Origin of the sequence: Roseobacter sp. HKCCA2468 (genome assembly GCF_037805105.1) — a bacterium.
Taxonomy (GTDB): Bacteria; Pseudomonadota; Alphaproteobacteria; order Rhodobacterales; family Rhodobacteraceae; genus M30B80.
Genome location: NZ_JBBLYN010000003.1, coordinates 37,972 through 50,424, shown reverse-complemented (window position 1 = coordinate 50,424; position 12,453 = coordinate 37,972). Strand labels below are relative to the sequence as shown.

Below are 12,453 nucleotides of genomic sequence, written 5' to 3'. Positions count from 1 at the left end.
ATTTGTTCCAATCATATGCTATGACTGCCTCTGATCCGCACCCGTCCGATTTAATGACCGCAGGCCAACGTCTTGCACGGGGGGTGTGTCGGCATTTCGCGCGGCTTGGTTTCACCACATTGGAGGAGTTTTGCCCCAAACGGGGCAAGCGCGTGGATGTCATCGCACTTGGGCCCAAAGGTGAAATTTGGATTATCGAGTGCAAATCAGGCGTGGCTGATTTCCGCAGTGACGGCAAATGGGATGGCTACCTCGAATGGTGTGACCGCTATTTCTGGGCGGTTGATGCCGATTTCCCAACCGAAATTCTGCCTGAGGATACTGGGCTGATCTTTGCAGATGGTTACGATGCCGAAGTGATCCGCATGGGGCCAGAGGTGAAACTGGCCCCTGCGCGGCGCAAAAAGATCACGCATGATCTGGCGCAGACTGCCGCGCGGCGCTTGGCGCGGATGCGCGACCCGATGGGGCGTTATTGATTATTTGCGCGATTTGCGTGCGGCTTCGGCGGCAAGGCGCAATTCTTCGGCGATCTCATCTGCCTCGTCAGGATCGAAATCAAGCGGAAGGTCGACACCTTCGGCCTCGACATAGATGCGCACCATCCCAAGGCTTGTTGGCCCGATCTGTAGATTCGCGGCGATATCGCTGTCGCTATTGATACTCATCTCTTCCTCTCCAGATGACAAAAGGCACGGATGCATTGCCCCTTGCGGCAAAGGCCCTAATCCTTTGCGCCATGAATGACAATATCCGCGTCATCCACCCCTTGCAATCGCGGCGCGAGGGGGCTATTTCCGCCGACAGTGCCGCCTTAGCTCAGTTGGTTAGAGCGCTGGATTGTGGATCCAGAGGTCCCCCGTTCAAGCCGGGGAGGCGGTACCATCTCTCTCCCAGTCTGTCGTTACTGCGCGGTTGTGATTTCCAACCGTCCGATTTCGGCCATGGTGGTCGCGTCAAACACAATGATCTGCGCGCCTTGATCGACCACCGCAATCCACCCATCGCCAAAGGTCACGGCCGTTGCTGTGATCCCTTCGGGCAGGGTAAGGTCGGTTGGAAGGGCGATTTCATTTTGCGCGGGCTTTGGGAAACGGGTGACAAAAACCGAAACCACCGTTATCAGGCCCAAGATCATCACAAGGGTCAAAACCCAAACCATACGCTGCAGCCAGACCAAATGGGATGGCAGCGCGGCAGATTGAGGATAGTCACCTGAGGAAGGCGTGTTCATGGCGGAACTCCGCATCATTAGTTTCGAGATTGGGCCAGAGCCTGCACCTCGTCTTGATAAGGCACTTGGCCGCGATGTGCCAGAAGAAGCCGCGCTCAGCCGATCCCGCCTTGCCCGGTTGATTGCGGCAGGGGATGTCGCGATCAATGGCGCAACAATCACAGATGCCCGCGCGCGTGTTGTTGAGGGCGATGAGATCACCATTCGCGTGGCCGAGGCATCAGAGGTGGCAACCCGTCCTCAGGATATCCCGCTTGATATTTGCTACGAGGATGACGATCTGATTGTTGTAAATAAGCCCGCAGGTTTGGTTGTCCACCCCGCACCAGGCAGTCCTGACCACACGCTTGTGAATGCGCTGCTGCATCATTTTGGCGGCAATTTATCTGGGGTGGGCGGCGAAAAGCGGCCAGGCATCGTGCATCGCATCGATAAGGACACATCGGGCCTTTTGGTCATTGCGAAATCAGATCGTGCGCATCATGGACTGGCCGACCAATTCGCCGCCCATAGTGCCGAGCGGCATTACATCGCGCTCTGCCATGGCAGCCCTGACCCCGCTGATCCCCGCCTGCGCGGTGTGCGTGGCACAAGTTTTGAGGATGGTAATATCCTAAAAATCACCACCCAATTGGCGCGCCATAAAACTGACCGTCAACGTCAAGCGGTTCTGTTCCAAGGGGGGCGTCACGCTGTGACGCGTGTCAAACCCTTGCAAAGCTATCACGATGCCTTGGCCTTGATTGAATGCAGGCTAGAGACGGGTCGCACGCATCAAATTCGCGTGCATCTTTCGCATGCAGGTCATGCGCTCGTGGGGGACCCCGTCTATGGCGGGCGGCGTAGGGTTTCGGAAAAGCTGTTTGGGCCCGAGCTTGCGGGTGCCGTGAACCAATTTCCGCGTCAGGCCCTGCACGCTGCCTCGCTTGGCTTCGCGCACCCTGCCAGTGGCGAATGGATGCGCTTTGAGGCGGATTTGCCCGAGGATATGGCAACCATTGTCACTCGCCTTGAGGCAACCTTAGCTTAGTGCGCCAAGGCCAAGCCATTTGCGCGGGGGTCGGTCGCGGCCTCAACCAGGCCGTCCAAATGGGTGACAACCGCGCCTGCATGACCAACCAAATCGCTGTAATCGGGTAAGATTTCTGTCTCATGCCCCATATCGGAAAGGGCCGTGATCCAGTCAGGATCAAACCGTGCCTCGAGTTTCAGAGAGGTCGTTGCATCGCCCCATGTTCGCCCCAACAGCCATCGTGGCGCTGTAACCGCCTGCTGCAATTCCTGACCCAAATAGGCATAGCGCGCAAAAATTGCCGCTTGGGTTTGTGGCTGTCCTTCGCCGCCCATCGTGCCATAGGCCATGACGCGCCCGTCTTCGAACACGGCCATTGCGGGGTTGAGGGTATGGAATGGCACTTTGCGCGGCGCGATTTGGTTCGGGCCATCGCCCATGCCAAAGCCTGCACCACGGTTTTGGAAAAACACGCCCGTGTCGGGGCAGGTCAGGCCTGACCCAAATTCCCAGTAGACGCTTTGGATAAAGCTCACAGATGTGCCTTCCGCATCGCTGGCCCCCATCCAAATTGTATCACCGTCCTTTGGCTCATAGGGCCATGGCAATGCGCGCTTGTGGTCAATTTGCCCTGCCAGATCTTCTAGCACCTGATCTTGTAAGAACGTCTCGGGCGGTTGCCGCATGGCGCTGAGGTCACCCAATTCACGATTGCGCAGAATAAAGGTCTGCTTCGTGGCTTCGATCAGGGCGTGAATAGGCGCGATCCCTTCTTTGGCCCATGTTTGGATGCGATCATAAATCCCCAAAATCATCAGTGATGACATCCCTTGGGTGGGTGGGATCATGTTATAAAGCATGGCTTTTGATGTCTTGACCGACAGCGGTGTCACCGCACGGGCGCTATAGGCGGTGAAATCTTCAAGACGCAAAGGGCTGCCTTGAGCCTCAAGAAAGGCCGCGTGGGTTTTGGCCAAATTGCCGTGATAATAATCTGCAATGCCCTTTTGCGCGATCTGGCGCAGCGTTGCCGCCAAAGCAGGTTGTGTAAACCGCGCACCTGCCACAGGGATTGCGCCGCCAAACAGATAGGTATCCGCAAATCCAGGCACATCTTTCAGCCCGTCAATCTTATCTGCGATGCATTGGGATTGATTGTTGCTGACAGGAAAGCCTGCCTCGGCGTGATAGATCGCATGCTCAAGAAGGCGCGACAGGGGCAGGGGGTTGACGCTTGGTGCGGCTTCGAGCGCGGCGCGCCACCCATCCACCGATCCTGGAACAGTCAACGCGGCCTTGGCGCCGCGGGTGGGGATTGCATCGGTGAAACCTGCGGCCTCATACCACGCACGGCTTGCCAACGCGGCAGAGTGGCCCCCTGCAAAAATCGCCTGCACAGGGGCATCCTTGCGTTTGATCAGCCAAAACCCATCGCCGCCGATCCCGTTCATATGCGGATAGGTCACGGCGATTGTTGCCGCCATGGCCACCATCGCTTCAACGGCGCTGCCGCCCTCGGCGAGAATATCCTGACCTGCCTGTGCGGCCAAATGATGGGGGGCTGTCACGGCGCCCCGAAATCCTTGTGTGGTGTTAAGCATGGTTTTTCCCTCGTCACGCGTTGAGCCTTAGCTTATGTCGCGGCTGCCTCGTGACAAGGGGTGGGGCGCATTGCGATCATATCCGCGTGAGCTTTGCTATAAAAAATGGCAGTATGCCTTGTTTGCTGCTGGTTGCGGGGGTAGGCCTATGGTCTTTCTGCACGCTTCCCCTTGAATGGGGGATAAAAATTCCCATCTGAGGTGAAGTTAATCATCGTTACATTCACGGTTTCTTAAAAAAAATCGTGCAAATTAAGACGAACATCAGGGATCACATGCTTATGAGCAGCTATGCAAATCTTCCAGCACCATCCCCCGAACAGGGGCTGAACCGCTATCTGCAGGAAATTCGCAAATTCCCCCTGCTTGAGCCCGAACAAGAATACATGTTGGCCAAGCGTTGGGCGGAAGATCAAGATACCGAAGCCGCCCATCAATTGGTGACATCGCATCTGCGTTTGGCGGCTAAAATTGCGATGGGGTATCGTGGCTATGGCTTGCCGCAGGCCGAGGTGATCTCTGAGGCCAATGTGGGCCTGATGCAGGCCGTCAAACGTTTTGATCCCGAAAAAGGGTTTCGTCTCGCCACCTACGCGATGTGGTGGATCCGTGCGGCGATCCAAGAATACATCCTGCGCTCTTGGAGCCTTGTAAAACTTGGGACGACATCAGCACAGAAAAAGCTGTTCTTCAATCTGCGTAAGGCGAAGGCCCGGATCGGCGTGTTGGAGGAGGGCGATTTGCGCCCCGAGAATGTCGCCAAAATCGCCACAGATTTGGGTGTGACTGAGGATGAAGTGATCTCAATGAACCGCCGCCTGTCGGGTGGGGATGCCTCGCTCAATGCGGTGATTGGCAGCGATGGCGAGGGTGCCACGCAATGGCAAGACTGGCTTGAAGATGAGGATGCTAACCAAGCCGAAGATTACGCCGAGCGGGATGAGTATCAAAGCCGTATGGCCTTGATGGAGCAGGCCATGGAAGTTTTGAATGAGCGCGAGCGTGAGATTCTCGCGCAGCGCCGCCTACAAGATGTGCCTGTCACCCTTGAGGAACTGTCTGGAAAATACAATGTCAGCCGCGAACGTGTGCGCCAGATCGAGGTGCGTGCCTTTGAAAAGCTGCAAAAGAAAATGCGTGAACTGGCCGTAGAGGGCGGGATCATTCCCGCCTAACCGCGTTCAGGCGGGTTCTGCGTTCTGGGCTGTGATGAGGGGGGTAAAGGCCTTTTCAAGTCGCTGTTGAAGATGCCAGTAAAATGCTTTTTCGGCCCGCGCTCTGCCGCTGCCGATTTGCACCAAACTGCCGGTTTCAAGGGGGCCTTTGAGCATGTCATGCGGGGCTGCGACCCAGCCAAGCCCCGATTGTGCGCCAATCACGCAATCCCCAAGCGATGGCATGATCCGTGCAGGGCCAAACGCATCATGCTTATTGCCAAATTGTGCCTTGGCCCAAATATCGGGCAGAGAGGATTTTGGCGCGGTGACCAGACGCGGGGCCTTTAGGATGGCAGCCTCTGGATAATTGCGCACCATTGCAGGGCTTGCGCAGGCGACAATTTCCATCGGGGGCAAACTGTAGCTTGCCACACCCGAAATCGACAAAGGGCGGCTTGTGATCCCTGCATTCACCTCGCCGCGCCGTAATAAATCCAACACATCGTCAGAATTGCGCTGCACGATCTCAAAATTTTGCATTTGTGCGCGTCCCAAAGCCCGCAGGAGCAGGCCATTAATCGCCTCGCTTGGGGCAGCGATGCGGAAATGCGCGCTGATATTGGGCGCAAGCAGGCCCAAATCTTTGATTAGCTGAGCTTCCATAAGGGTAACATCGTCAATGTGGCGCAGCATCCTTTGGCCCGCTTCGGTTGGGCGGGCCGGGCGGGTGCGTTGCACCAAATTGCACCCAAGCCGTTCCTCCAATGCTTTGACGCGCTGTGACACGGCCGATTGCGTGACGCCCAAGATTTGCGCGGCCGCGTCAAAAGACCCAGTCCGCAAGACAGCAGCAAAAGCGGCAAGCGCAGCATAATCCAACATGACAAACCTGCATTTGTATAGAATTATTAGGTATAATTATAAATAATGCGAAGGTAAATCAAGACTTTCATCGCGTCACGCCCACGGGATTTTGCGGCTTGTGGTTTTTTGAGATTGGCGCATCATGCGCGCTATGACGACCACCCCACGCCTCAAAAAAGAAACAGCCACGCGCCCCGTGATTGGGATGGCGTGGATGCTGTTGACGGGCCTCTGTTTCGTTCTGGTGACGGCCTTGGTCAAACATGTTGGCAGTGATGTCCCGCCCGCACAATCCGCCTTTTTGCGCTATATTTTAGGCCTGGGTTTCTTGATCCCCATGATCCGCCCCATTTTGCGCGCGCGCCTGACGCGGGGGGATCTGGCGCTGTTTTCTTTGCGGGGCGTGTTGCACAGTTTGGGCGTGATTTGTTGGTTCTATGCGATGACGCAAATCCCCATCGCTGAAGTGACGGCGATGAACTATCTGAACCCTGTTTATGTCACTGTTATGGCAGTGCTTTTCTTGGGCGAGCGTATGGCGCTGCGCCGCGCACTTGCGGTGCTTTTGGCCTTTGTCGGGGCGCTTGTGATCTTGCGCCCGGGCTTTCGCGAATTATCGATGGGGCATTTCGCGATGATTTTCACGGCCCTGTTTTTCGCAGGGGGCTATTTGGTCGCCAAGATCATGGCAGATCGGGTTGATGCAGCAGTGGTGGTTGGGATGCTGTCGGTCACAGTGACCATCGGCCTTGCCCCCTTTGCTTTTGCGGTTTGGATCACACCCACATGGGGACAGATTTTTTGGCTGTTCCTTGTGGCCTGTTTCGCCACGGCGGGACATTACACAATGACCTTGGCCTTTGCAGCTGCACCTTTGACTGTCACGCAGCCTGTGACCTTCCTTCAACTGGTATGGGCGACCACGATGGGGGCAGTCATGTTCGGCGAGGCGGTTGACCCTTATGTGATTTTCGGTGGGGCGATTATCATAGGCTCGATTTCCTTTATTACATGGCGCGAAGCGGTTTTAAATCGCCGTCAAATCACGCCAGCGGTGCCGCAAACAAAGTAGGTGAATTTTGGATTGCCTGTTTCTTGGGCATCGCGCTTGTTTTTTGCACAAGCGCGCACCAGCCTGCCACGCTGCAATGCAGAAAGGGCGGCCATTTCATTGTTCCTTTACGTTGATCTGCTTCAGTCAAACCAAAGGAGTTGCGGTGAATGTCTGACTGGTTGCAGGGCTATGATGCGGTGATTTTTGGCGGGCTTGGCACATTGGCCGATTGTGCAGAGCTTGACCTTGCCGCGTGGAACGCGGCCTTTCGTATCCATGGGTTAGATTGGTTCTGGTCATGGGAAACATATGCATCCCTGACCCATGAGGTGGGGCATCGTCATTTGGCGGCGGCCTATGCGGCGCTGCATGGTGAAGATCATCGTGCCGATGCACTTGATGCGACCCACCAGAAAATCTTTGCAGCGAAACTGGCTCAGAACATTCACTTGCGTTCGGGTGTGCGCGATGTGCTGCGCGCTGCGGCCCATGGGGGGCGGGGTCTTGGCTTTGTATCGCGCTCGGATTTGATGCCTGTGCGTGCGCTTTTGGGGGCAACGGCCCGTGCCCGCGAAGGAATTTCTTTTGACGCTGTGATCCTGCGCGGCGATGTCACCCGCCACGCCCCCCATCCTGAGGCCATGCAAAGCTGCATCAGGGCGCTAGAGGTTCCAGCAGACAAGGTTTTGGCAATCGTTGATCGCGGTGCCGCGGCCTATGCCGCGCAAGATGCGGGGTGCCATGTGGTGGGCTTTCCCAGCCGTTTGGCAGAAGAGGACGAATTTCCTGCTGATCTGCCCTTGCTGCATATTTTGGATATTACAAAATTGGTCAGGCCCGCCCCCGATGGGCAAGGTCAACACGCCGCTGAATAAGGTGCAAAAAAGGCTGGCCACATGGCCAGCCTTTTTTCATTCTCATGCGGGCAGATCAGATCACAGTTGATCCATGATCTCGTCAGGAATTTCAAAATTCGCTGTGACGGTTTGCACATCGTCATCATCTTCAAGCGCATCAATCAGCTTCATCAGCTTCTGCGCCCCGTCAAGATCAAGCGGTGTTGTCGTCTGAGGACGCCAGACCAATTTGGTGCTTTCCGATTCCCCCAATTGATCTTCGAGGGCGGTCGAAACATCCGACAGGTCGGTGTCCGCGCACCAGATGATATGACCATCTTCGCTGCTTTCGACATCCTCGGCCCCGGCCTCAATCGCGGCCATCATGATGCTATCTGCATCCCCTGCAGAGGCGGGATAGCTGACCTGACCTTTGCGGTCGAACATAAAGGAAACCGACCCTGTTTCGCCCAAATTCCCGCCATTCTTGCTAAAGGTCGAACGCACATTTGATGCGGTGCGATTGCGGTTGTCTGTCATGGCTTCCACGATGACCGCAACGCCATTGGGGCCATAGCCTTCGTAACGGATTTCTTCGTAATTCTCCGCATCGCCGCCTTGCGATTTCTTGATCGCGCGCTCAATCACGTCTTTCGGCACTGAGCTTGACTTCGCTTCTTTCACGGCAAGGCGCAAACGTGGGTTTTTATCAGGATCGGGGTCGCCCATCTTCGCGGCAACGGTGATTTCCTTTGCCAGCTTAGAAAACAGCTTAGAGCGCAGCTTGTCCTGCCGCCCTTTGCGATGCTGAATATTCGCCCATTTTGAATGGCCTGCCATGGCATGCGTCCTTGTGTTTGAAACTCGCGCGGGGTTTTAGCCCTGCGGCCCAGATTGCGCAAGCGCGGCTTTCGGGATGATCAGCGAATGGGGGCCACGGGGCGGGGTGATACAAATTCGTAGGTCTGGCCCCGCGCATCGGTGATGGTCACGCTTGCCACTGGGGGAAGCTCGGCTTCGGGTGCCACGGATTTGACCACCAATTCGACCACGCGGCGCAAGATATTGCTGCGCGGGTCAATCTCAACCACATAGCCAAAGCCATCAGGGCAGCCCTCAAGCGCCCCTTGCCACAGCGTCACATCCGCTTCGGGCGCGGTTGCGGTGCAGGTCGTTCCATCATTCATTCGCACCTCTAGGTCACCACGCGAAAGGCGGATGTCCGTAGGGTTTGGGTTCACTTGGGAAAGCGCGCAAGCACAAAGCGCAAAAACCAAAGGCACAAGTGCAAAATTGCGTGTCATCAAGAACCATCCTTTTCACAGTGGCCAAAGCAGAGGAATGGTCAAACAGACCACGACACCTAAGGATATATTCAAAGGGATACCCACTTTGAGATAGTCGGTAAAGCGATAGCCCCCAGGCCCGTAAACAAGCATATTGGTCTGGTATCCAATCGGTGTCGCAAAACAGGCAGAGGCTGCAATCATCACCGCCACGACCAAGGGGCGCGGATCCACCCCCATCGTCTGCCCAAGCGCGATGGCAATCGGGGCCATAATCACGGCGATTGCGTTGTTGGACACCAGTTCCGTCAGAAGTGTTGTGATGAAATAGATTGTCCAAATCAGAACCACGGGCGGCACATTTTCAAGCCAAGGGGCAAGACTGCCAACCAACAGCTCGATGGCGCCCGTGTGTTCAAGTGCTGCGCCAACAGCCAGCATGGCAAAAATCAAAGCCAAAAGGCGCCCTTCGACAAACGAGAACGCTTCCTCGGCGTCAATGCAGCGTGCAATCAGAACCACGGCCATGGCTAAGACGGCCAAGGGTAAAATAGGGGCCAAATTCAGCGCGGCCAAAACCACGATGCCTGCCATAGCCAACAGCGCGATTGGGGCTTTCTCGCGGCGATAGGGGCGTTCGGATGGGGTTGAGACATCGACCATATCCATGTCAGCCGCAAGGCGTTGGATGTCGGCGGGATCGCCCTCCAACAACAGGGTATCGCCCACTTGCACGACCAAATCATCTAATTGCCGACCGATATTTTGGTTCCGCCGATGCGCTGCCAATGGGTAAACGCCATAGCGCCGCCGCAGGCGCATAGACCCGAGGGATCGGCCCACCATGCGGCACCCAGGTGTAATCAGAACCTCAACAGTGGTGGTTTCCACCGAAGACAGCTTATCAATCGTGCGCAGGTCTTTTGAGCTTTGCATCCCCAACAGCTCGGCCATCTCGGTGCGCAAAACCACGCGATCGCCCAACTGTAACGTGACCCCGTCCATGTTGCGCCGCAGCGAGGCATCCCCGCGCAAAACGTCAATCAAACGCACCCCGTCTCGGGTAAACAGCTCGACCTCGGTGACATTCTGCCCGATCAGCGCACTGTCTTCTGGAATGGCCACTTCGGTAAAGAATTTCATTTTGGCCCGATTGCCGCCCAAAAGCGTGGCCATAGAGGCGCGATCAGGCAGCAGATGCCGCCCGATTAAGGCAAGGTAAATCATGCCCCATGCGACCACGACAAGGCCAAGCGGGGTTACCTCAAAAATCGTGAAAGGCTCTAATCCCTGACTGCGCGCCACCCCATCGACCAAAAGATTGGTTGATGTGCCGATCAATGTCAGCGTGCCCCCCATGATTGCGGCATAGGACAGCGGGATCAAAAGTTTAGACGCAGATTGTTTGAGGATTTTCGCGACCTGCACGAAAATCGGGATCATGATGACCACAATGGGCGTGTTGTTGATAAAGGCCGAGGCCAAAGCCGCAAAACCAAGCAACAGCGTCACCGCCAATTTCGGATGCGTTTTGGCCGTGCTTTCTGCCAAACGCGTCACCCGATCAAGTGACCCTGTTCGCACCAAAGCCCCCATGACAATGAACATGGCCGCAATTGTCCATGGTGCGGGGTTCGACAAAACCGCCAAACCATCACTATAGGGCAAAAGACCCGTGACCAGGAGCAGGCCAACGACACCAATGGCCACCACCTCGGTCGGGTAGGTCTCGCGCAGGAATAGGATGAACATCCCAACCAAGATGATCAGGGTTGTAATCGCCTCACCCGTTGGTGTCAGTCCCAAGTCTAGCATTGGCACCCTCGCTTGTGCAGGCCAAGGTCAGCCCGCCCACAGCCCCATCTTCCCCATCTGATCAGGAGAGCGCAAGCACCCTGTTCACGCAGTTGCCTGAGACAGCTTGCCGCCGACCCGCACCGCGCGCGCGACAGTGGCGCGGCCTGTGCGGTCATCGGTTTCAATGTATACCCCTGATAGGGTCGCCTCACCGAGGGCGGGGCTGAAACGCTCTTTTGGGATATGGGTCAAGAAACGGCGCAGCGGTTCGGCCTTATCCATCCCGATTACGCTGTCATAATCGCCGCACATCCCCGCATCAGTTTGATAGGCGGTGCCATTTGACAGGATCATCGTGTCTGCGGTCGGCACATGGGTGTGGGTGCCCACAACAAGGCTCGCGCGGCCATTGCAGTAATGGCCCATGGCCATTTTCTCGGATGTCGCTTCAGCGTGGAAATCCACGATGACCGCTTGCACCATGCCGCCCAAAGGATGCGACTTTAGGATTGGATCAAGGGCTGAGAAAGGATCATCATAGGGGTGTTTCATGAACACCTGACCCAAGGCCTGCGCAACCAATACTTTGCGCCCACCGGGGGCTGTGAAAATACGCGCGCCCTGTCCGGGTGCCGCTTTCGAGATATTCAGGGGCCGTATCACGCGCGGCTCATTTTCGATAAAGCCAAACATATCCTTTTGATCAAACGCATGATCGCCCAAAGTTATGCAATCAGCCCCAGCCGCCAGAATATCTTTCGCATGCCCACCTGACAGGCCCATGCCCGAAGTGGCGTTCTCGCCATTCACAACAACGAAATCAAGTTTCCAGTCTTCGCGCAGACGCGGCAGATGGGTGGTGATGGCGGCGCGCCCCGCGCGGCCCATCACATCTCCTAAGAAAAGGCATTTCATGGGGAAACCCCTAGTCCCCTTTGGTGTTTTGCGCAAGCGCAGCATGGTGAAGGCCGCTTTCGGTGACGACCACATCCAAAGGTTGATCTGTTGGCTCAACGGGCAAGCCGCCAAATCGTTGGGCACTATAGGCAAAGCCAATCGCGCGCAAATTAGGCTTTGCTGCGCGCAGACCTTCTAGGCTGCGGTCGTAAAACCCGCCCCCATACCCAAGGCGCTGGCCATGATCGTCAAACCCGACCAAAGGCACAATGACGATATCAGGGATCAGGCTTGCCCCTTCGGGCGGGATTTCTGCGCCAAATTCCCCCGTGATCAACGGGCCATCATAAGCCCATTCTCGAAACAGCAGCGCCGTATCCTTGGCCACGATTACGGGAAGGCAAAGGCGATTTTTCTGCCCCAAACGTGCCATTGCAGGGCGGGGGTCTATTTCCGTGCGAATGGGCATATAGGCGGCGATGATTGCCCCCTCGACTGGCCCGATTTCAGCCAAAAGTCGCGCGGTCGCGGCTTCAGGCGCAGGCCCTAATTCAGTATGGGCCAATTTACGCGCGGCGAAGGCAGATTTGCGCAAGAGCGCCTTGTCATCTGGGGTTGTCATTTTTGCCTCTTGCCTTTGCGCCGAAATCTTCATTCAACACGATCATAAGGTCGTGCAAGGGCGCAAGGATGTTTGCGCGCGACCATAACCCTG

Annotated in this window: 14 protein-coding genes and 1 tRNA gene; 6 read left to right on the top strand and 9 right to left on the bottom strand. The window is 56.3% G+C overall.

The genetic code is table 11. From position 1 onward, the window contains the following. Nucleotides 1–20: 20 nt before the first annotated feature. A complete protein-coding gene (locus tag AAC620_RS08855) occupies nucleotides 21–479 on the top strand; it encodes an MmcB family DNA repair protein (RefSeq protein WP_340244372.1) in 459 nt (152 codons plus the stop codon). Here the strand turns inward: AAC620_RS08855 and AAC620_RS08850 are convergent, their stop codons facing one another. Then, on the bottom strand, nucleotides 480–668 hold the full coding sequence (locus tag AAC620_RS08850) for a DUF6324 family protein (RefSeq protein ID WP_340244370.1): 189 nt from the start codon (nucleotides 666–668) through the stop codon (nucleotides 480–482). A 140-nt stretch (nucleotides 669–808) separates the two neighbouring features. On the opposite strand from AAC620_RS08850, the gene AAC620_RS08845 reads away from it, so the two are divergent. Beyond that, nucleotides 809–885, top strand: a tRNA-His gene (locus AAC620_RS08845). Nucleotides 886–904: 19 nt separating this feature from the next. Here the strand turns inward: AAC620_RS08845 and AAC620_RS08840 are convergent. Next, complete coding sequence (locus AAC620_RS08840) at nucleotides 905–1,234, bottom strand: DUF6476 family protein (protein ID WP_340244369.1); 330 nt, start codon at nucleotides 1,232–1,234, stop codon at nucleotides 905–907. Between AAC620_RS08840 and AAC620_RS08835 the strand changes: the two genes are divergently transcribed. After that, the gene (locus AAC620_RS08835; protein ID WP_340244367.1) at nucleotides 1,233–2,264 is read left to right on the top strand and encodes an RluA family pseudouridine synthase; all 1,032 of its coding nucleotides are present in this window, start codon (nucleotides 1,233–1,235) and stop codon (nucleotides 2,262–2,264) included. The two genes, AAC620_RS08840 and AAC620_RS08835, sit on opposite strands and share 2 nt — an antisense overlap. On the opposite strand, the gene AAC620_RS08830 is transcribed toward AAC620_RS08835, so the two are convergent. Next, the gene (locus AAC620_RS08830; RefSeq protein WP_340244365.1) at nucleotides 2,261–3,847 is read right to left on the bottom strand and encodes a gamma-glutamyltransferase family protein; all 1,587 of its coding nucleotides are present in this window, start codon (nucleotides 3,845–3,847) and stop codon (nucleotides 2,261–2,263) included. The genes AAC620_RS08835 and AAC620_RS08830 overlap by 4 nt on opposite strands. A 281-nt stretch (nucleotides 3,848–4,128) precedes the next feature. Between AAC620_RS08830 and rpoH the strand changes: the two genes are divergently transcribed. Next, entirely contained in the window at nucleotides 4,129–5,022 is an 894-nt protein-coding gene (gene rpoH, locus AAC620_RS08825) for an RNA polymerase sigma factor RpoH (RefSeq protein WP_340244363.1), read from the top strand. A gap of 6 nt (nucleotides 5,023–5,028) precedes the next feature. On the opposite strand, the gene AAC620_RS08820 is transcribed toward rpoH, so the two are convergent. Beyond that, nucleotides 5,029–5,886 carry a LysR family transcriptional regulator gene (locus tag AAC620_RS08820; RefSeq protein WP_340244362.1) on the bottom strand — a complete coding sequence of 286 codons (858 nt, stop codon included), beginning with the start codon at nucleotides 5,884–5,886 and terminating at the stop codon, nucleotides 5,029–5,031. Between the two features lie 124 nt (nucleotides 5,887–6,010). Here AAC620_RS08820 and AAC620_RS08815 point away from each other — a divergent pair, with 124 nt between their 5' ends. Beyond that, on the top strand, nucleotides 6,011–6,940 hold the full coding sequence (locus tag AAC620_RS08815; protein ID WP_340244361.1) for a DMT family transporter: 930 nt from the start codon (nucleotides 6,011–6,013) through the stop codon (nucleotides 6,938–6,940). Between the two features lie 149 nt (nucleotides 6,941–7,089). After that, on the top strand, nucleotides 7,090–7,797 hold the full coding sequence (locus AAC620_RS08810) for an HAD family hydrolase (protein ID WP_340244359.1): 708 nt from the start codon (nucleotides 7,090–7,092) through the stop codon (nucleotides 7,795–7,797). Between the two features lie 60 nt (nucleotides 7,798–7,857). Here the strand turns inward: AAC620_RS08810 and AAC620_RS08805 are convergent, their stop codons facing one another. The 5 genes from AAC620_RS08805 to AAC620_RS08785 all read right to left on the bottom strand — a co-directional run bounded on the left by AAC620_RS08805 (nucleotide 7,858) and on the right by AAC620_RS08785 (nucleotide 12,360). Then, nucleotides 7,858–8,598 (bottom strand): YebC/PmpR family DNA-binding transcriptional regulator, encoded by a 741-nt coding sequence (locus AAC620_RS08805; RefSeq protein ID WP_340244357.1) that lies wholly within the window; start codon nucleotides 8,596–8,598, stop codon nucleotides 7,858–7,860. Between the two features lie 80 nt (nucleotides 8,599–8,678). Then, nucleotides 8,679–9,062, bottom strand: a complete 384-nt coding sequence (locus AAC620_RS08800; protein WP_340244356.1) for a hypothetical protein — start codon at nucleotides 9,060–9,062, stop codon at nucleotides 8,679–8,681. Nucleotides 9,063–9,077: 15 nt separating this feature from the next. Beyond that, the gene (locus AAC620_RS08795; RefSeq protein ID WP_340244354.1) at nucleotides 9,078–10,859 is read right to left on the bottom strand and encodes an SLC13 family permease; all 1,782 of its coding nucleotides are present in this window, start codon (nucleotides 10,857–10,859) and stop codon (nucleotides 9,078–9,080) included. A gap of 84 nt (nucleotides 10,860–10,943) precedes the next feature. Then, nucleotides 10,944–11,756, bottom strand: coding sequence for a TIGR00282 family metallophosphoesterase (locus tag AAC620_RS08790; protein ID WP_317655543.1), 813 nt, complete (start codon nucleotides 11,754–11,756; stop codon nucleotides 10,944–10,946). 10 nt (nucleotides 11,757–11,766) lie between these two features. After that, nucleotides 11,767–12,360: a 5-formyltetrahydrofolate cyclo-ligase gene (locus AAC620_RS08785; RefSeq protein WP_340244351.1), complete on the bottom strand. Its 594-nt coding sequence runs from the start codon at nucleotides 12,358–12,360 to the stop codon at nucleotides 11,767–11,769. Nucleotides 12,361–12,453: the final 93 nt, after the last annotated feature.